The sequence below is a fragment of the Rhizobium sp. BK376 genome, from assembly GCF_004341625.1.
In the GTDB taxonomy this organism is placed as follows: domain Bacteria; phylum Pseudomonadota; class Alphaproteobacteria; order Rhizobiales; family Rhizobiaceae; genus Rhizobium.
Genome location: NZ_SLZG01000037.1, coordinates 1 through 19,820 on the forward strand (window position 1 = coordinate 1; position 19,820 = coordinate 19,820).

17 protein-coding genes and 2 pseudogenes are annotated in these 19,820 nt (G+C 58.2%); 11 read left to right on the forward strand and 8 right to left on the reverse strand.

Features of this window, described 5'->3' with window-relative positions; translation table 11 throughout:
* The 8 genes and pseudogenes from EV561_RS38200 to EV561_RS33735 all read left to right on the forward strand — a co-directional run.
* Window positions 1–808 (forward strand): annotated as a pseudogene (locus EV561_RS38200) (hypothetical protein); the annotation flags it as partial.
* A 40-nt stretch (window positions 809–848) separates the two neighbouring features.
* Window positions 849–1,604 (forward strand): GAF domain-containing sensor histidine kinase, encoded by a 756-nt coding sequence (locus tag EV561_RS38205; protein WP_245513178.1) that lies wholly within the window; start codon window positions 849–851, stop codon window positions 1,602–1,604.
* A 60-nt stretch (window positions 1,605–1,664) separates the two neighbouring features.
* Complete coding sequence (locus EV561_RS38210; protein ID WP_245513180.1) at window positions 1,665–1,970, forward strand: ATP-binding protein; 306 nt, start codon at window positions 1,665–1,667, stop codon at window positions 1,968–1,970.
* A gap of 144 nt (window positions 1,971–2,114) precedes the next feature.
* Window positions 2,115–2,507: a response regulator gene (locus EV561_RS33710; RefSeq protein ID WP_132528244.1), complete on the forward strand. Its 393-nt coding sequence runs from the start codon at window positions 2,115–2,117 to the stop codon at window positions 2,505–2,507.
* A gap of 60 nt (window positions 2,508–2,567) precedes the next feature.
* The gene (locus EV561_RS33715) at window positions 2,568–2,927 is read left to right on the forward strand and encodes a GFA family protein (protein ID WP_245513182.1); all 360 of its coding nucleotides are present in this window, start codon (window positions 2,568–2,570) and stop codon (window positions 2,925–2,927) included.
* 409 nt (window positions 2,928–3,336) lie between these two features.
* Window positions 3,337–3,645, forward strand: a complete 309-nt coding sequence (locus EV561_RS33720; protein ID WP_132528245.1) for a MarR family winged helix-turn-helix transcriptional regulator — start codon at window positions 3,337–3,339, stop codon at window positions 3,643–3,645.
* A 1,420-nt stretch (window positions 3,646–5,065) separates the two neighbouring features.
* Entirely contained in the window at window positions 5,066–8,299 is a 3,234-nt protein-coding gene (locus EV561_RS33730; protein WP_132528246.1) for a PAS domain-containing protein, read from the forward strand.
* Between the two features lie 246 nt (window positions 8,300–8,545).
* Window positions 8,546–9,103, forward strand: coding sequence for a VOC family protein (locus EV561_RS33735; RefSeq protein WP_207910646.1), 558 nt, complete (start codon window positions 8,546–8,548; stop codon window positions 9,101–9,103).
* 217 nt (window positions 9,104–9,320) lie between these two features.
* Here EV561_RS33735 and EV561_RS33740 read toward each other — a convergent pair whose 3' ends face one another.
* The 6 genes and pseudogenes from EV561_RS33740 to EV561_RS33765 all read right to left on the reverse strand — a co-directional run bounded on the left by EV561_RS33740 (window position 9,321) and on the right by EV561_RS33765 (window position 14,642).
* A complete protein-coding gene (locus EV561_RS33740; protein WP_132528247.1) occupies window positions 9,321–9,695 on the reverse strand; it encodes a response regulator in 375 nt (124 codons plus the stop codon).
* Between the two features lie 145 nt (window positions 9,696–9,840).
* Complete coding sequence (locus EV561_RS33745) at window positions 9,841–10,497, reverse strand: VOC family protein (protein ID WP_132528248.1); 657 nt, start codon at window positions 10,495–10,497, stop codon at window positions 9,841–9,843.
* A gap of 115 nt (window positions 10,498–10,612) precedes the next feature.
* Window positions 10,613–11,452, reverse strand: coding sequence for a haloacid dehalogenase type II (locus EV561_RS33750; protein WP_207910647.1), 840 nt, complete (start codon window positions 11,450–11,452; stop codon window positions 10,613–10,615).
* Window positions 11,453–11,516: 64 nt separating this feature from the next.
* The gene (locus tag EV561_RS33755) at window positions 11,517–12,320 is read right to left on the reverse strand and encodes an SDR family oxidoreductase (protein ID WP_132528249.1); all 804 of its coding nucleotides are present in this window, start codon (window positions 12,318–12,320) and stop codon (window positions 11,517–11,519) included.
* Between the two features lie 42 nt (window positions 12,321–12,362).
* Window positions 12,363–13,325: an AEC family transporter gene (locus tag EV561_RS33760; RefSeq protein WP_132528250.1), complete on the reverse strand. Its 963-nt coding sequence runs from the start codon at window positions 13,323–13,325 to the stop codon at window positions 12,363–12,365.
* A 625-nt stretch (window positions 13,326–13,950) separates the two neighbouring features.
* Window positions 13,951–14,642, reverse strand: a pseudogene (locus tag EV561_RS33765) (hypothetical protein).
* Window positions 14,643–15,003: 361 nt separating this feature from the next.
* On the opposite strand from EV561_RS33765, the gene EV561_RS33770 reads away from it, so the two are divergent.
* Window positions 15,004–15,261, forward strand: coding sequence for a GlsB/YeaQ/YmgE family stress response membrane protein (locus EV561_RS33770; protein ID WP_132528251.1), 258 nt, complete (start codon window positions 15,004–15,006; stop codon window positions 15,259–15,261).
* A 110-nt stretch (window positions 15,262–15,371) separates the two neighbouring features.
* On the opposite strand, the gene EV561_RS33775 is transcribed toward EV561_RS33770, so the two are convergent.
* Window positions 15,372–16,100 carry a response regulator gene (locus EV561_RS33775; protein ID WP_348633768.1) on the reverse strand — a complete coding sequence of 243 codons (729 nt, stop codon included), beginning with the start codon at window positions 16,098–16,100 and terminating at the stop codon, window positions 15,372–15,374.
* Window positions 16,101–16,191: 91 nt separating this feature from the next.
* On the reverse strand, window positions 16,192–16,572 hold the full coding sequence (locus tag EV561_RS33780) for a response regulator (RefSeq protein WP_132528253.1): 381 nt from the start codon (window positions 16,570–16,572) through the stop codon (window positions 16,192–16,194).
* Window positions 16,573–17,023: 451 nt separating this feature from the next.
* On the opposite strand from EV561_RS33780, the gene EV561_RS33785 reads away from it, so the two are divergent.
* Both EV561_RS33785 and EV561_RS33790 read left to right on the forward strand, forming a co-directional pair.
* Window positions 17,024–17,509, forward strand: a complete 486-nt coding sequence (locus EV561_RS33785; RefSeq protein WP_132528254.1) for a nuclear transport factor 2 family protein — start codon at window positions 17,024–17,026, stop codon at window positions 17,507–17,509.
* Between the two features lie 96 nt (window positions 17,510–17,605).
* Window positions 17,606–19,540 (forward strand): PAS domain-containing sensor histidine kinase, encoded by a 1,935-nt coding sequence (locus tag EV561_RS33790; protein WP_132528255.1) that lies wholly within the window; start codon window positions 17,606–17,608, stop codon window positions 19,538–19,540.
* The last annotated feature ends 280 nt before the right edge of the window (window positions 19,541–19,820 follow it).

Sequence of the window (19,820 nt, forward strand, 5' to 3'; positions counted from 1 at the left end):
CGCGGGTTACTCTCGGGAAGAGCCGGGTGCGGGAAATCCGCCCGCCCGGATCTGTGAGGGCGAAGCCGAATGGCATAGCTACTCGACCACGATCGAATCCGCACATAATGCATGCGAAGTAAGGACAGGTGGACTTGCCGCGGGCATGCGCTATCTTCATGGTATCGTTCGCAGACTCAAAGGACGCGAACGGCTGAGAGATAGTCTGCTCTTGCCCCAGCCGGAGTTAGGCAAGTCCGCTTTAAATGGCAGCGACCTTCAAGGTCAGCCCGATGGAAATTATCCCACGCCGTTGGCCAGTCTGACAAAGGCGATCGCGGCAATGGGACGAGCCGAGACACCGGAGCAGGTCGTCGAGACAATTCGCATGGCAGCCCGCTCCCTCATCGGCTGTGAGGGAATTGCCATCATCCGCCGGGACGGCGACTACTGCCATTATATCGAGGAAGACGCGAGCGGCCCCTGGAAGGGCCACAAGTTTCCTGCCTCGGCGTGCATAAGCGGCTGGTCGATGAATCGCCAAACGGTGGTTGTCCCTGACATATCGAAGGACTCGCGTATTCCAGGCGAACTCTATGCCGGACACCTTCGTGCGGGCCGTCGCGATGGCCCCTGTCCGGATCGAAGATCCGATCGGCGCGATCGGTGCCTACTGGTCACGTCCCTCACGCCTGCCCAGTGGGAAGTAGACGTTCTTGAGGCCCTCGCAGGGGCTGCGGCAACCGCTATCGAAAAGACGCGCGGCGCTCCGCACCCTTGCCGAAGCCGCGCCCAGGCCCCCCGACAAGCTGCCCGGCAGTGCCGATAATCTCGATCGTGACATTGAAAGAGTTCAAGGAATAGCGGCCGTGCCGACGATTCTGAACGTCGTGCTTAGCATGACCGGGATGGGATTCGCCGCGGTGGCTCGGGTGACGACATCCAGATGGATCGCCTGTCAGGTGCTCGATCCCGTCGGTTTCGGGCTTCAGCCGGGCGACGAGCTGCCGATCGAAAGCACGCTCTGCAACGAGATCCGCGATCATCGGCAGGTGATTGTCATCGACGATGCACAAGAAGACCCGGTTTACCGGAACCATCACACGCCTCGAATCTACGGACTTCGAAGCTATATCTCGATGCCCATCATCCTTGCCGATGGGCGCTTCTTCGGAACGCACTGCGCCATCGACGCCAATCCCGCAAAGCTGAACAATCCCGAGGTGCTTGGTGCCTTCAAGCTATTCGCGGAACTCATCGCTCATCATCTCGACGCCGACGACAGGCTCACGGCGACGCAACGCGCGCTTGAACGCGAGAAGGAGCTGTCCGAGCATCGCGAGCAGTTCATTGCAGTGCTGGGTCATGACCTACGCAATCCTCTCGCCGCCATCGACGCCGGGAGGTCCAGCTTGATGAGACAGGGATGGACTGAGCGCAGCCCCCTGATGCTCGGTCTCATGAAATCGAGTATCGGCCGAATGAGCGCGCTCGTCGACAACGTTCTTGATCTCGCCCGCGCTCGGCTCGGCGCCGGAATCTCGCTGGATTTGCAGGAACACGATCTTGGCAAGACGCTTCGCGAAGTCGTCGACCAGCTGCGGATCGCCAATCCTGATCGCTAGATTGTCCTCGATATCGATCTCCCATCTCCGGTGGCCGTCGACCTTCTCCGGATCGCGCAGATGTTTTCCAATCTGGCTTCGAATGCGGTGACTCATGGTGCCGAGGACCAGCCCGTGCGCATCAAAGCGGAGATCGAGGGCGGGCATCTTGAGATCTGCGTGATAAACGGCGGCGCGCCGATCGCTCCCGAAACGGTCGGAAAGCTCTTCCAGCCATTCCGCCGCGGCGACGCGGCGTCTGACACACAGGGACTCGGTCTCGGGCTGTACATCGCCTCGGAGATTGCCAAAGCGCATGGCGGTACAATCGACGTGAGGTCGGACGAGATGGAGACGTGCTTCTCGTTCAGGATGCCACTGGCCTAATCGCTATCGGCATTGATCGTCCGACCATAGTTTCGGGCGGGCAGAACTTCGCTTCGTTACCTTAAGGATGTCTAATTAAGGTCATCTGCTTGTTTAAATTCGCAGCAAGCTATCTTCACCCGTATGGGCCAACCGGATTCAATGATGAGAATTCTTATAGTCGAAGACGAATTTCTGATCGCAATGGATGTCGAGGACGCTGTGCGCTCTTTGGGTCACTATATCCTCGGTCCGGTCGGAACGCTCGACGATGCCAAGGCTGTCGGTTCCGATGCGGACGTCGCGCTTGTTGACGTACGGCTGCGGGATGGGGTCACCGGGCCTGCGATAGCAGACCATCTTCATGAAAGGGGCGTGACGGTCATATTCACCACAGGAAACCCCGAAGCAGTCATCGACTCGAAATCTGCGATCGGGATCCTGCCAAAGCCGTACGATCCTCATGCGGTAAATAGCGCCATAGAGTATGCCGTGTCACGAAGGGAGGGGCGCAATCCGGCTGTCCCTCGTGGGATGCTCAAGCTTTCTCGGGCGTGAATGACCCGTGGCAACCCAGCCTTTCAACTGAGGGAAATGGAAAATGCCAGGAGCGTAAACATGAGCCCAACACACACGGGAGGATGTCGATGTGGTGCAGTCAGGTTCGAAGCAGGTGGGGAGCCGATTTGCGCAACATACTGTCATTGCAGTGACTGCCGACGGGCCAGCGGTGCGCCGCTCTCGGCATTCGTTGGATTCCTGACCGACAATGTCCGTTTTCACGGGAGCAGGGGAGCATCCTACGGAAATCATCCCGTTCAAAGAAGCTTCTGCTCGGCTTGCGGCGCACCCATCGCCTATGTCGACGCTCGCCTGGAGGAGCAGATTTTCTTCGTGCTCGGTGCGATGGACCGTCCTGAACTGTATCCACCCACGGTTCACGGATACGTTGGCGAGCAGCTTCCGTTCCTGACATAAACGACGGACTGCCGCGACCCCAGAAGAACACCGTGCCCAGACCTCCTGGCGCCGATTAACCTCGGTACTGCGCCTTAGCGATGCGAATTGTGTCTCCTCCGCAGCGCGGGAGAATCCTGCGCCAAGAGCGTGATGACGCAGGCGTGCCCTGCTACTTCTGCCTAGGCTGCTTTGGGTCTGAACCTGCTGCTACCTGTCGCCCCTCCCGGTATGCGGCAACTGCCTCGAACAATGTTAGGGCAGCTTTTCGGACCTCCTCCTGGAACGCCTGGTCTCTTTCGTAGGACACGTGGTTGGTAGCGTAGGGCTCGCAGTAACCGCACGTGGACCTACCATGTCGCTGAATGCGATCTTTCTGGCGCCCCCGCCGAGAGTGCGAGAAAAGTCCTGCAGTTGATGGGCGAACTCGGTGACTGGGCAGCCGGTGAGATTGTCGCACGCCATCGCCGCGACGAGGAGCGGCTCCGAATGGGGGCACTTCGATCTGAAGCCGCAACTGACGCCGTCGCAGATGTTGGTCGGGATTCTTAAGAAGCAACCCGGTCCGTCCCTTGGAGAGATCGCCGACAGCACGGGTCTGACGGGATCGGACGCCGCCGCGATCGTGGGCAGGCTGTGCGACGCCGATATCATAGTAGCGGGCCGCGTCGAAAACCGCTTCAACCTGAGCGCCTCCGAGAAGGCACGGTATGAACGGGCTTTGAAAGGCGAAATCTAGGTTTTCGGACGTTTCGTCTGCATATCTCCGACACCGTTTGATCCGGCCGCCTTCTCTGATTGGGAGAAGAAGGTCGATGAGGCGGTGTTCCGCTTGCACCTTCGCTGACCTGGAAACGCCTTGCAAAAAACAAGCGCCGGATTTGAAAAGGCATTTTTGAAAGAGCCGCAATGGGCTCGTCGACGTCTCTCTTGACTGGGCGTCGCTCAGGCGGCCGATGCGCGACCAATGACGCGGTGGCAGCGCTGCTCGTGCACGAGCAAGCGTTAATGGACCACCGCAGCTTTCTTCACCCGTTCAATAAGGGCCTCCACGGTTCCGATAAGGCATCCAGCCCGCCGCAAAATGAGGATGCCGTGCTCTTGTTTAGCGATCTCGTCAGAAAGCTCTTCCATACAGTATGCTATTTCCGCCAGATTGGCACCGAGGTCATCACGGTCGATACTGTATGCCGCTCGCGATAGCCTACTTATGCATTCTGTGTAGCGGGCGATGACGAGGAGACGTAAGCTGGAGCGCCCGCATAGTGCCGACGCCCTCGCCACCCGAGGTTTCCTTTTCGTCGTCATGCAACGCTCCAATCTCTGCGCCGGCCGCCCTTGTCGAGCGACGGCTGCCAAATGATTTCACAAATCATATTTTCTCTCCTGATCCGGCAGCTTTTCTCAAACGAAACGCTCCGAAAATTAATCCGCTGATTGGCTCGCCAATGGATGCAAGGGCGCGAGCGGCCTTTTTACCCGGGAGGTGCGTGCAGATCGGGGAGAGGTGACCGCCGTTCCGCTTTGACCGATGTCGCTGTCACCAGCCGCCCGCGTTTCCCACGCAGTCTGCGGTCTCGCAACCGAAAAAGTATGTTTCGATATCACCGCATCCGCCGCCAGCGGTGTCTTTTGCGACCATTGCGGAGATTCAGAAAGATAGAAAACGCGCACGCTTGGTCTGGCTGCCTGAAGATCTACCCGGCATATCAGCGTCGTCACGGTCGCCGCCATTCCCAGGAAAACGACCCACGCCGGAAAGCTTGAATAGCATTCCTCAGGCGTTTCAACGGATCTCCACTTCGCCATGTCGCGCTCCTTCGTCGATCGCAGCGTGCCCTTGTTTTGGAGATCCCGGTCGAGGCAACACGCTGGCGCTCTTCCGGGAACCGTCGATTTGCAAATCTGCTTCTCGACCCACCGCAATCAGCATAGGAGTTGATGAGACGTCGGCTATTATACGCAAGTGTATTCGGGCAATTCCTTCGGAGTGTCGTGTCGCACTCGACAACACAAGCGCGATTTGTTCCAACTGCGCGTAGGATCGGCTTAACATCGAAGTATTGACTTGCTTCGAAAAGGACGATGAAAGTAGTAGCCGCCGAGTAACTTTCAATCGCAATACCGTTTGCTACGAAGTGACGGAGACTGCTTCGAAAATGGCTCCAGACATAAGTGCGGCGGACTTGAAGTTCGAGAGCATCGTTCACGCTCTTCCCGGAATGGTATTGGTGACCGACCCGGACGGCGTAAGCGAGTTCGTCAACCGTCCCTGGTGCGACTACACGGGCTTATCGAACGCGGATTCACTTCACACTGGATGGCAGGCAGCAATCCATGACGACGATTCCGCGCGTTTTTTTCGGGAATGGGAACAGACTTCCAAGAGCAGATCACCCGGCAAGATCGAAGCGAGGATTCGACGAGCCGATGGAGAATTTCGTTGGCACCTCTTCTCGGTTTCTCCGATTGGCGGGACGACGGGCCGCGCCCACTGGTGCTGGCTGGTCACCTACTCGGACGAAGCCCGCACGACGTCCGAAGACTTGCCCGATGGTCGTCTTCGGCGTTTCATGGACACGCTCCCCACACAGATCGTCTTCATGACACCGTCGCTCGAAGTGGAATTCGTGAACGAACGCGTTATCGAATTCTATGGCCGGTCCCTCGAGCAATTGCGAAAGTATACCGAGCCGCAGACGGTTAATCATCCGGACGACCTGCCGATGATCATCGAGAAGCTTCGGTTGCTGGTCGACGAGGGGCAGGACTGGGCGAACCAGAGCCGCATGCTGCACGCGGACGGGACCTATCGATGGGTTGGGTCGGAAATGGTGCCATCCAAGGATGCTCAGGGAAACATAGTCAGATACGTGTCCGTTCAGGTTGACGTACATGAACTCGTCCAGGCGAGGGCGCTCCTTGCTGGAGAAGTAAGCATCCTGAAGATGGTCGCTCTAGGTGCGCCACTGCAACAGGTACTCGCTGCGGTCTGCGATCTCGTGGACGATCTGGGCGTCGGGGCATGCGGCGTCCTCATACTCCGCTCCGGCGGGACGCTGTTCGAAGGCGGCGGCGCGAGCAAGGGAATTCGAGATGGACTTTGGAACTTCTTCGAAGGGATGACCATAGATCCGTCGGCCGATCCCTCCTCGGCCGCCGCCAACGAAGGCAGGGCGAAGGAACAAATTGTTGTGGCGGAAGACCCGAGATGGTCGGCGTCCAAGTGGTCGGAGGTCGTCCGGGGATTCGGATTCCAATCAAGTTGGGCAATACCGGTTCCTTCGAAAGCCGGAGGACCATCCGGTATTTGGAACATATTCCGGAGGACCCTGGGTCCGCTGAAGCCGGAGGAGCAACAGATCGTCGATCGAGTGACGACCCTGATAGGTATTGCGATTGACCGGGCGCAGGTGGACGAGGAACTTCGTGAAAGCGAAGCCCGTCTCCGTCGCGCGAACGCACAATTGGCACAGGGCGAGCGGATCAGTTCAGCCGGAAGCTTCACGACAGATCTTCTTCTCGACGAACAGACTTGGTCAGAAGAACTCTACAGGGTACTGGAGGTGAGCCCCGATGCCCGGCCGACCGTCCAGGCGGTGCGCGAACGCGTACATCCTGACGACGTCGCTTTTTTCGACGAACAGATAGAGCGAAGCGCAAAAGGAGCGGCGGCCGACTTCACCTTTCGCATCGTGACTCCCTCGGGTGCAGTAAAGCATCTTCGCGGTCTCGCGGAGATTATCGATCACGTAAACGGCCGTCCCATTTTCATGGGCGTTGTTCAGGATGTTACGGCGATCAAGCAGGCCGAACTCGCACTTCGCGCCCGAGAAACCGAGCTGACGGAGGCCTACGGGTACCTGGAACAAGCCCAGCGTCTGAGCAGGACTGGAAGCTTTACTTGGGACGTTCATGCCGACCTGCACAATTGGTCGGAAGAGATTCGACGCATATTCGGCTTCGATCTCGACGCTTCCGTAACGATGGATATGATCCGGGGGGCGGTTCATCCGGACGACATGGAGGCGGTGGCCAGCGTCATCGGCGGTGCCTACGAAGGCCGGGACTTCGATCTCGTATTCAGGATCCGGACGGAGGCTGACGACGTCCGGTATGCCCATGTGGTTGGCCACAGAATAGAAAGCATCCCGGACCGGCCGGTTTTCCTGGGGGCGCTGCAGGACGTCACAGAAAGCAAGTCGGCGGAAGCCGCTCTGAAGGCAAGCGAGGCAGAGTTGTTGCGCGCTAACAGCTATTTGTCGACCGCGCAGACATTGAGCAAGACGGGAAGTTTTTCCTGGCAGGTGGAGGACAGACAAACGCAATGGTCGCCGGAGATGTCCCGCATTTTTGGCGAAGGTCCGTTCGCTGGCGAATGCTTCGGAGTGAAGGTCGAGCAGGTTCATCCGGAGGACCGATCCATCTTCGAAGCGATAATAGCAGATGCGACGACCGGCCACGAATTCGATTGCGAGTTTCGACTTCTGTATTCGCCATCACTACTCAAGATCGTTCACGTTGTCGGGCACGTGCATGAGAACGGTGCGGCGGGTTTGCTCTACGTCGGCGCCGTCCAGGATGTGACGGAGTTGAGGAAGGGGGAGGCGGCGCTGAGCGAGGCTCGATCCGAGCTTGCCCACTTTGCCAGAGTGACGACGCTCGGAGCCCTTACGGCGTCCATAACTCACGAGATCGGCCAGCCGCTCTCGGGCATCATGATGAACGCGAACGCGGGGTTGCGAATGCTTACCATGGCTCCCCCGGACGTCGAAGGCGCTTCGGACACGATCAGGCGTACGATCAGGGATACTGACCGCGCGTCTCAGGTGATCAATCGGCTTCGCGCGCTCTTTTCGCGGACGCAGAAGGCGACGGAGCCGACCGACTTGAACGAGGTGGCGCGCGAGGTTATCGCGCTGACATCACGTGAGCTTCTCCGTAACCGTATAATCCTTCAGACCAATCTGGCTACGGAGCTTCCTCTCGTGAAAGGCGACCGGGTGCAGTTGCAGCAGGTCGTACTCAACTTGTTGCTGAATGCTGCCGACGCAATGGCGGAGGTTGAAGGGCGGCCGCGGTCGTTGCTGGTAAGCACAGGATCAGCCGACGACAGCGTCTATTTGTCGGTGCGCGACGAAGGGGTCGGCGTCGAACCTGATGCTTTGGCGAAACTGTTCAACGCCTTCTACACAACTAAGACACACGGAATGGGCGTTGGCCTTTCGATCAGCAAATCCATCATCGAAAGTCATCGCGGGCGGATCTGGGCGGCCGCGAATGCGGGGCCGGGGGCCACGTTCTCCTTTGCGATCCCCGCGATAACGAGAACGCGTGCAGAACCGGGAAATCAGAATGAGCGCGATCCGACGCAGGGCGTCACGAAGATCTGACAAGCGACCAGGAAACGTGCCGGTCGCTGTTTGTCCCCCGAGATAATCGCTCGTCGACGCGGTCTTCTATGGGGGCGGATTATCGCTCCGACCCTTGCGATGCCGTCCTCGGACCCCGTATTCGCCAGTTGATTCAATGATGTCGATGACACTTTCGTGCAATGGCAATCGCGAATCCAGCCCTCTACCTTTCGACCGTCAATCATCGCGATGGACGGTATAAGTAAATTGTTGAAGGAGAAAGGAATGAGCAGCGCAACGTTTCAGGAAGGCACGACGATAAGCATAGGGATCGGCGTGCCTACGCCGATGAGCCTCGAACTTATGGTCATTCCCGTCTCGGACGTCGAGCGGTCCAAGCGCTTCTATGGAGCTATTGGATGGCGCCTTGACATCGATCACGCGCCGAGTTCCGATTATCGAATTGTACAATTTACTCCGCCGGGTTCCGCTTGCTCCATCATGTTCGGCACGAACATCTCGTCGGCCAAGCCCGGAGCCGCCCATGGTCTCCATCTCGTCGTGTTCGACATTGAAAACGCCGTGGAGGATTTGCGTCGACGCGGGGTCGAGGTCGAGAAAGTTTTCCATGACGTCGGTGGGATATTCCATCACGCAAACGGAGTGGGTATCGAGCCTGGGCCAAATCCTCAGCGCAAAAGCTACGCTTCCTATGCGACCTTCGAGGATCCGGATGGGAACGCTTGGACCCTGCAGGAAGTGACCGCACGTCTTCCCGGCCAGCCCGGAGACAAGAGTTTTACATCCCAGTTGAGCCAGGCAGTCTGGGGTGAGAAAGCATAGGGCGCTTCACGCACACCTCCCGCCCGATTTGTTCTTTGATCGACGCCTATGGGCAATGCAGGCACGCCGGATCTACGGTCGTCGATCCGATTCGACGATACTCCCCGATGTTCTTCGGAAGCCTTTGGCTGACGTTCGGGTTAAGCGAGAGGTAGAACCTGAAAGCGGGGATGTAGTGGTCTACCGGACCTACAATATGCAAGAAGCTGGGGAACCTCTAACGCCTGGCCAAGGCTCTTGCCACCGCCTCTTCAAGCACATCGTCGTTGAAAGGCTTGAAAAGGCAATCCACTGCGCCTTTCTTCAGCAGTTGTGCGCGCACCTCATCGTCATGGATTGCCGTAATGAAGACGACAGGTATGTCGTATCCTTTGCGAACAAGTTCACGTTGAAGATCGGGGCCGGACATGCCCGGCATCGTTATGTCGAGAAGAAGACATTCCGTCTGTGTCATTCTGGAGGACGAGAGGAAATCCTCCGCAGACTCGAAGGCTTCGCTTTGATAGCCGAACGATTTCAACAACGGTGGCAGCGCTTCCCTTACCGACACATCGTCGTCGACGACCGAAATCAATTGCTTTGGACCTCCCATGTGCAACTCCGCTGCGACCAGGATTTTTTTCTCGGCTGGTAGCCTTTTTGGGGTCGCTTCGGTCTAAAAGCTACGGTCCTTTCAACCTAGAATACATTATACCAAGGTATCGGTGCATATTCAGGCTGAGATTAGCGACGCCGCTTTATCCCGGCGACGTTGCTCCGTGCCGCTCGGCTACCATGTAAGCTGCGTACCAGTGGGGCCAGTCTTCGTCGTGCTTGCCGCCGTTTTCTTCTTCATATTTGCCATGGGCCGCGGCGGCCCGCTTGAGCGCTTCCGCAAGATCGGTTTTCGACGAAAACCTTGTAAGATCCGCTTCCACCCGTCCAGGCAATCTGGCCGTGATTTCCTGAAACACCCATCCGTTTCCATCGGGATCGCTGAAGGAAGCGAACGACCCGTAACTGTCGCGCGACGGATGTGGTCCAGAGATGCGGCCTTCACCTCCCTGGTGATGAAACACGCCACCAACATCGTGGAATACGTCGCTGATTTGAACTCCCCGCGCGGCCACGGTCGCGCGCGCGCGTTCGATGTCGGAGACGATCAGATGCAGCCCTTGAGCGGAGCCGGCGGCGGCGGATGTCACTTTTGAGCCAAAGATCACCGAGCAGGGCGAACCGGGCGGTGTGACCTGGACGACCCTAAAACCATCGAGCCCGGAAACATCAGCATCAAGCCTCCAGCCAAGACCCGTATAGAATGCCTTGGCCTTGTCGACGTCCGACACTGGAACCACGACCACCTCGAGTTTCATTTCCAATTCGTCGGTGGTGATACTGTTTTGTTGACCCGACATGCAAAGACCTCCTTCAACGAGTTATGAAACAATTCCGGAGAGGATGGGCGGCTCGAAGCAGATCGTCTATCGTCGAGTGGTGTCACTCCGCCGGCGACGCGACCACCTCCGGCCGTCAACTGATTTTTTCCGCAAGTTCGACGAAGTCTTTCGCCATGACATCGATGAAATCCTCTGGCTTGCTATCTGCGATGTGACCGGGTCCGAGTTCTAGCGGCCGCGGGACGTAGGCCGTTCGAAAGCCAGCCTTTTTCGAAGCAGCAAGATCCCACTTGTGCGCGGACACCATGAGAAGCTGGTCTGGACGAAACCCGACATAGTCCACCGCGAGCTGGTAGACTTTTGGATCGGGCTTGAATGCGTGATTCAACTCTCCGGTAACGATTTCGTCGAACGGAAGCCTGGCCGCCTTCACCAACGCAGTCATCTGTGCCATTGACGCGTTCGTCAGCGTGGACAACGTGTATCTTCGGCGGAGCCTGGTGAGGCCGGGCAGGACGTCGGGCCAAGGTGCCATCTCTCCCCAGACCGACATCAGCCGGGCGCGGTCCTCGGATGAAAGGTCGCCGTCGACCCCCCGGGCCTTGAGAAGTGGTTCGAGCGACTCGCGGTAGACGTCCGAATTGGACATCCATTGGCGTCGGCCGGCCGAGATGTCGACAATGATGTCGTGCGCCGCGCCGCTCCAGTCTCCGGGAAGGCTGGCCGCCCATCCGGAGTGAAGATCATTCTTTCGTCCAACGCTCTCGGCCATCTTCTGCATCGGATCGTAGAAGTCGAAGACCGTTCCCTGCATGTCGAATGTCAGACCCTTCACTCCAGAGAGCGCTGACCGCGGCGCGGCCCAAAGAATGGAAGGTCTTGCTGCGGCGATCGCGATGATCGTCATCGAACCGAAGAGGAACGAGCGGCGTGACGGGCTCGCGGTTGCTGTTAGGTCAGGCTGTGGGCTCATTTCGCGCCTCCTTATGTTGGAGAGAGCTGCCGCCCCAAACGGGCAGCGACGGCAGTCATAGCTTTCAGATTGTTCTGCTCAACATCGCGATATTCGAAGCGGCGTGCCAATCCGCCGTGTCCTTCGGAAAGATCGTCCGGAACGGACCGGCCTGCTCGGGAATGAGCTCGACCATCTTCGCGATCATGTCGTTGGGATCGAGGCGCATCTCCGGCTTGTCGATCAGGGCGTCGGTCTGGGCCTTATACGACGCGCGGCTTGTGAAATTGACGGTATCGTCGAGCCAGCGATATGCGGACTCTACCATTCGTTCGTTGAAGCCTGTGAAATAGGGCCCCGGATTGATTGTCTGGACCTGGATGCCGAATTCCTTCAGTTCGTCCTGCATGGCCTCGCTGATGGCCTGGACCGCATGTTTGGTGGCGGAGTAGGAGCCGAGCATCCCCGGGCTGACAACCCCGAGGATCGACGAGATGAATACGACTTTGCCCTTGATCTTCCTCTTGACCCAGCGGCGAACGACGCGCTGTGTGAGATCAAGCAGGGAGAAGACATTGACCTCGAAGTTCTGCTTGACCAGCGCCAGCGGGATCTCGGCTATCGGCCCGCCCTCGCCAATGCCAGCGTTGTTGACCAGCACGTCGAACTCGAGCTTCGCCGCATGCGCAAGATCGAATTCGTCGAGAAGATTGAGTTTCGTGACCGTCAGATTTTTCAAATCGAATTCAGCCACCCTGTTGCGAAGCTGGGTAACCTGAGGCCAGGATTCGGCGGTCGCGATCACGGTATGGCCCTTCTTCGCCAACTCGATTGCTGCACCCGCGCCAAGGCCTGATCCAGCGCCCGTGATGAGAATACTTCTAGCCATTGTCTTGCTCCTTTTGTTGAGTGTGAAAGGAAAGGAGGGGCATCAGCCGGTGTAGCTGTATGTCCATCCGATCGCTGCTGCCAACGTGAGCGCTGAAAAGATCGTGCTCACGATGATCATGGAGTTGGCCTCCTCAGAAATGCGGTCATAGGTGTTGCCGAACAGGATTCCGAAGAAGCCCGACGGCAAGGCGGCCATGATGACCGAGAGCTTCGTAATCTCCGCTGGGGCCTCTATGGCCCGGCAGACGAGGAAGGCCAGAATGGGCTGAAAGATATTGGATAGCGCCACTCCCAATGCAGTGTTGAATGTCAATCGAAACCTGCTCTGGGAGAGCACAAGGCCCGTCACAATCAGTCCCAAGCCACCAGCGGCCATACCGATCTGTCGGAGGGAAGCCGCGACGACCTCTGGCAGGTGCCAGCCCGCGATGCTTACCAATGTGCCGAACACCGGCGCGAGGACGATCGGTTTCGAGAGCGCATGGCCGGAAGCGCCTATGATGTGATCGAGACGGCTGCGCTTGGCACCGCATCGAGTGTTGGAGACGCGGTCGAGTTCAAGGAGGGCCAGTGTCAGCGGCGAGGGGAGAAGTGTTCCAACTGCGATCCCGACGGCGATGGTCGACAGGTGGTCGGCTCCAAACAAGGCAGTGATTACCGGAAAGGCCGCTGCTGCGAAGTTCGGCTGCCCTACCGCGAGGGCCTGCAGCGCCGCCTCGCTGGAGTCCCGCTTCATAGCCTTGCGTTGGAAGAGATACCAAAAGCCGAAAATCCCCATCATGACGATCGCGAGGGACACGAGAATTGGCCACTGTGCTGTCAAGTCCGCCCATTTCGATGACGCCGTCGCCACGAAGAGAGAGGCCGGAAGGCAATAGCTCATGACGATGATATTGAGTTCGCCTACGTGCATGTTGTTGATGTGGCCAGTTTTCCCGGCCGCGTATCCGAGCAGCATGACGAAGAAGGTCGGGCCCAGCGCCAGAGCAAGTATGGGAAGCACCTCTCACCTCCCTGTCCTACAAGCGCCGCCTTCGCCAGATCGTCTGCAGCGAAGGTTCGAATATGTTGGAGCTGTTGTCATGGCCGTCTTCATCTTTCAGGTGATCATCGCGGTATGCTTCCGCAATTATGGACTGTCGTGCGAATCTGACGGGCGAGCTATTGTACAAAGGAAGGTGCGGCCGATACCTTCGGATCGGTGGTTTTGCTAATGTGCGGGCCTCATGGGGCGCTAGCTTTGGAGGGGCGAAAGGGCGCAAAGTCGCCGACCAAAGGCGGTCGATCGCCGCGGCCTCGATCTATCTACCTTCAACTGTCGAACTTCACCCTCAATCGGGTCGGACTCTATGGCGCAGAGCCGCAGAGTTCCGGGCGGCGTCCCCGCGCAGGTGGACGCGCCACGAGAACATCGCGGCGACGGATTGCTGGCTCCTAAGTCGATGGACCGGATGCATTCGCTGTCGACACTGTCTGGAAGAATGTCGCATCTTCCGGACAGTCCGCAATTGCCGGCACGCATGCGCACACCATGGCAAATCCGCCGACACCGCTCCCGTCAACAAGAGTCGCAACTCATCGACGCCGATGTTCGACCATGGCCGGATGTTCGAATGCTGTCGCTGGGCTCAGCGGTTGCCCGGCAGCACTTGTCTCTGCCTCACGTCGTCGATCGACTGGGTCTGCGACATCCGATCGTCAGCAGGCCGGTCGCCTTCAGACACGTCCCGCTGGTGGCCCGTCGGGATGATGTCGTCGACGACGTCGCTCGGCAAATCTTCGGCAAGCTCGTATCCGCGTACGCGCGGCGACATCGCCGGGGCACTTCGATTGTATCGACCGACCCCCGTAGCGCTGCCCGCAGCCGCATCCGCCTCGAAAACGTCCTCTTGGGATGCGGGGGCTCGCGGGCTGCTTCCCATGGTCCAGCCTTCCTCCCGCCAGAGGTCTGCCCGCTCGTCGAGATCGATAGAGCCCTCGCTGTCGAGGATGCCGTGCGCCGTCTCGTAGTTGTTCTTGTCGACGGAGGCAGAGACAAGAAAGCCGCCGCGGCGGAGGCCCTCGGCGTAAACGTCGCGGTCTTCGTCAGGGAAGAACCAATCTCCAAGACGCGGCCAGAACTTGGAGCCTTCGCCTGCGGTGGCCGCTCCTTCGCCGTCGGCCTCGTAGCCAGGCATTAGCCGGACGTCAGCGACACCTGCGATTTGAGTTTGTCGATGGCGGTCTCGGCGTCGCTTCTGCTATCGAAGAAGGCGGTCAGGGTACTCCGGGCACGGCGTCCTGCAGCGCTGGGTGTGCCTTCGTTGTACAGATTGCTCATGGAATGCTCCTCCTAGGTTGGTGTGGGAGCGAACGGGTGGAGCAGTCGAATGTTCCGGGCAAAATTCTGTCCGTCAGGACAAGGGAACCGTGTCCCGCACGGGTCGGTGTCCGGACGACACACGCGTTCGCACCTCATCGCAAACTGCCGCCTCAACCTCGCGAAGCTCGTTCCCGCCCCGAACTGCTTTACTGAGGCGGCGACCTTTCCACCAAAGGCGTCCACTTGGGCCAGCTGGAGTTTGTTCTGTCGACGGATCCAATTGGGCGAACGTCGGCGGAACTATTTGTCGCTGCTGATGTTTTACTGCCTGTGTCCGGAGGACCGGATGTCCTATCAATCCTGTAGGGGGGAAATTTTCATGGAAGACGCAGGTATCGGCTGGATCGCAGCAATCATCATCGGCGGCATCGCGGGTTGGCTCGCCGAGATGTTCATGAAGAGCAACATGGGCGTCATCATGAACATCCTCCTAGGTATCGTCGGCGCCGTTGTCGCTAACTTCCTTCTATCTCTGTTCGGCATCGTCCTCGGCGGCTGGCTCGGTTACCTGATCGCTGGCTTCATCGGTGCCTGTATCCTCATCGCGCTCGCGCGAATGGTCAGGCGGACGGCCTGACCATCTTGAAAGTTACCGGACGGGAATTTCCTAAAACCGTCGCCCGTGGCCAAAGACGTATGATGGGAATTGTTTCGGGGCCATGTTCTATGTCGAGTGGCGATGTCCATTCAACCCGCGCGGTTGGGCATCTCGCTGCTCGATCCCAAGCCGTGACTCGCGCCGCTATCGGGAAATTGCCCGGATCCGGTCGCAGGGGAGGGCGAGGCAACATCGTCTCGCCTCATCGATGATCCATTGATTCCGGTATCTTCGATAAGTTGGAGACGTAACGCCATATGCACCAGCTCGGGTACTGAGCGAGCCTCCATTTTTCGCATCATCTGGCCGCGATGTGCCTTGACAGTGATTTCGCTGATGCCGAGGTTGTAAGCGGTTTGTTTGTTGAGTAGCCCTTTGACAACGCAGGACATCACCTCCCGCTCTCGTTGGCTCAACGTGCCGTAGCTGGTGCGAAGGTTTGCAAGTTCCTCGTCTTCGCGATGGAGCGTCTCGCTGTTTCTTACGGCACCCCCTATCGCATCCAGAAGCGCCGCGGTATCGATGGGCTTTGTTAGAAACTCGAAGGCGCCGGCCTTCATCGCCCGGACGGTCATCGGAACGTCGCCAAATCCGGTGACGAAGATTATTGGAATCCTTCTTCCACCGGACGTCAGCATCCGTTGAAGATCGAGACCAGTAAGACCGGGCATGTTGACGTCGAGGACGATGCAGCTTGGGTCGCGAGTCGGCGAATGATCGAGGAACTCTTTGGCGGACGCGAACAAAGCTGGCGACCATCCCGCCGAGGAGATCAGCAGCTCGAGCGACTCTCTGATTGACAGATCGTCATCGATCACGACGACAAGCGGTCTGTCTGCTGCCCCTGTCGATTGCGTCCTTGTGCGATCGAGGCTGACTGAGGTGATGCTGTACATGGTGTTGCTCCCTCTATTCCGCCCTTGTTGGCTTTTTAAAAACCAGATCTAGCGCATCGCTTAGCTCAATGTCACTGAATGGTTTGTAGAGGCATTCGACGGCGCCCTGTTCAATAAGCGGTCCGCGAATGCCTGCGTCGCTCTGAGCGGTTATGAATAGCACAGGAATATCCATGCCGTTCCGGGCGAGTTCTCGATGTAGTTCGGGACCCGTCATGCCCGGCATGGCCACGTCCAGAATGAGGCATTCGGTCGCTTCGACCACGGGCGAGTGAAGAAACTCGGTTGCCGATGCAAACGATCTGACACCGAACCCGAGTACACGCAGCAGAACTGGAAGGGATTCCCGTACGGAGTCGTCGTCGTCGACAAGACAGACAAATCGTTCCGTCATTCTGCTATCGCCTCCAGAGGTGCTCCTAGGCGCGTTGGAAGGGCCGGCGCGCGAAGTGCGAGATGACGGAACGGCTGCGCTTCGGGGCCTCTTCTTGCGGCCTCGGTACTTCGGCGGTCGATCATACTCACAACCCTCCGCAAAAAACGGGTCTCTGGATCGAGCATATCGATTTGTAGCGTGCTCCGCCATCAAGGATCGCATTTCCCAGGTCAATTCGCTCAGCTCGCTCAAGTCGTTGTCGCGCCGGCTCGTTCACGGCGCACACTCTTCCACTTTGAGAACAGCGCCCGAATTTTTCCATTGTACAAAGGTGTCGTCACGCGTTGGCTCGTCGCGCTCTCGCTTCAGGGGCTTCCCGACACCTAGTCTAGGCACAATAGTCAGAAACTCGCCACTTGGCCATGATTTGAGCTCTTATCGTTCAATGATGATGGAAGGATTTGAAAAAATGGATGTGCAGCTCAGTCAGATCGACGGGAGCGAAGTCAAGTCCGACCGAAACTCCGCTCTCGACGCGCTCATTGACTTCTACAACGCGTTCAACCGCGCCGACCTGGTCGGCCTCAAGGCAATCTGGGTAGAGGGCGAGGCGCCGAGCATGGACAATCCAGTCGGATGCATACGACGAGGGTGGAAGTCTATTGAAGATGGGTATTCGACGCTCTTCAGCGGCGTGGCGAAGGTACATGTCGCATTCCATGATTTCACAAGCCAAGGCGGATCGGATTGGCACCTCTTTGTTGGCCGCGAGCGAGGAAAGTGCGAAACGCCGGCAGGCAGTATCGACCTCGCAATTCGCACGACCAGATGTTTCGTGGTTGCTGCCGGAAGCTGGCGGCTACTCCATCATCACGGCTCCATCGATGATCCTGCGATGCTCAGGGAGTACCAGCGCATGGTGCTAGGCGAGACGAACCGGACAACAGGAAGCTGAGGTTTGCGCCTCAGTGGCCGACCGATACCTTTGTATAATGTCTTCCCGCCCATTTCCGTGGGAGGTCGGAGTTGGCATGCATTGCAAGGGGGGTCGATGTCTCTTCCAGATAACTCCGACGAGGGCTCCGGAGGGGAGTATGATCCGAACACTTCTCTTTCGGGATTGAAAGAACCCCAACCGCAAATCCCATTCGATCCCGGCGCTATGGTCGAGGCGATTCCCGCCGCAGTATGGGTTACGAAGCCCGATGGCATCGTGCAGTTCTTCAACCGGTTCTATCTCGACTATGTCGGGCTGTCGCTTGAGGAGGCATTGAAGGAAGGCATCCGTGCCGCTGTCCATCCCGATGACGACCGCGCCTTCGTTCAGTTGTTCGACGAGGTCGGCAAAAGGAAGCTTGCGCTCCAGTGTGAGCTGCGGATGAGGGGCGCCGATGGGATCTATCGTTGGTTCATATGCAGTTTGAATCCATCTTTCGACGCAAACAGCAGGCTGCTCGGATGCTGCGGAACATGCATCAACATCGAAGAACGCAAGAAGGTCGAGGCGGAGCTTCGTCGGAATGAAGCATTTCTTGCGCAGGGGCAGCGGTTGACAGCGACCGGAAGCACCTGGTGGAACGTCAAGACTGGCGAGATAATATGGTCCGAAGAGACCTACCGACAGATGGGATATCCGCCCGACGTCGCTCCGACGGTCGATCTCGCGATGAACAGGCTGCATCCCGAAGACGCAGAGCGCGTGGCCGCGACAATCCTTGGAAATTCTGCAAAAGGGCTGGACATCGACATGGAGCATCGTCTCATGATGCCCGACGGCCGTGTGACCCATTGTCGAATCGTGCTCCACAATCAACAGGACAGCGAAAATCCGGTCTATGTCGGAGCAATGGCCAACATCACAGGCTGGAAGGAGTCCGAGGCGAGGGAGCGCCGCAATGCCTTGCTCCTCGCCGCCGGAGAACGCATCGGGAGGACCGGAACCTTCTCGTGGATTACCGACGGCAAGGACCTGACGGCATCTCCAGAATTTCGGAGGATATTGGAATTCGATGAGAACGAAAACATCACAGTCGAAAAGTGTCTCTCTCGAATAGTTCCTGAAGACGTCGCGACCCTCATCGGCAAGACGCCCGGGACCTTGGCGGAAATGGCAAACGCCGAGCATGACGTTCGCATCAGGGCAACCGACGGCTCGATACGGCATATAAAATTCATCGGCCAAGTCGAAACCCGGGAGGATGGTCGGGAGGAATGCCTCGGCGCCGTCCGCGATGTCACCCAACAGAGACAGGCGGAAGAGATGCTTGATCAGCTTCGGACGGAGTTGTCGCGGCTCACGGGAGCGATGAGCATCGCCGAAATGGCTGCTTCGGTTGCGCACGAGGTGAATCAGCCGCTTGCAGGGATGGTGGCGAATGCCAGCACGGTCCTGCGGATGCTGTCGACTGAGACACCCGACGTTCCTGCAGCGTTAGAGGCCGCGAGAAGAGGTTTGAGGGATGCCAACCGAGGCGCCGAGGTCGTACAAAGACTGCGCGCTTTGTTTAGGAAGGAGCTTCCAGTGATGTCTCTGGTGGATCTCAACGGGGCGGTGCGCGAGGTTCTTCTTCTCCTCCGAAGCAGTATTCGACGCAACAGGATCGCCTTGCGAAGCGAACTAGCACTTGAACTGCCTCTGGTTCGCGGAGATCGCGTGCAGCTTCAGCAGGTCGTGATGAACATGCTGAAAAACGCAATCGAGACCTTGGAACATGTGTCCGATCGGCCGAAGTCGGTGCAGGTCGTGACGGGGCTCACCGGAGACGGCGAGGCGGAGTTTGTCGTACAGGACAATGGTCCGGGTTTGAGGCCCGAGGACATGGCGCGCATGTTCGAACCCTATTACACAAGCAAGCCTCACGGTATGGGCGTCGGGCTGTTTTTGAGCAAGTCAATCGTGGAATCGCACGGGGGTCGGATCTTCATGCGGCCGCAAACAGGATTTGGCGCGGTCTTTGGGTTCACGCTCCCGGTCGCGCGCTCCTGAGATCGGACCAGGCCATATCCATCGCGATCCGATCACTCACGGCGCAGCGTTGCAAAAAGTCGAAGCATGGCTTCCGCTGCTGGGTTGGTGAAGCGACTCGTTAAACGACAACACCAAGGTATTGCCGATACCAAAGTTCAAGTGCGTGTCCTCGCTCCTGCACACAAGATCGACCTCTACCGCGTAGGCCTCGCCATACGTCGGTGGCGGCTTGTAGATCACTTCCTGCGAGCATTGTGAAAAGTCGAATGCAGTCTATTAACAAGCAGAAAAGAGGACT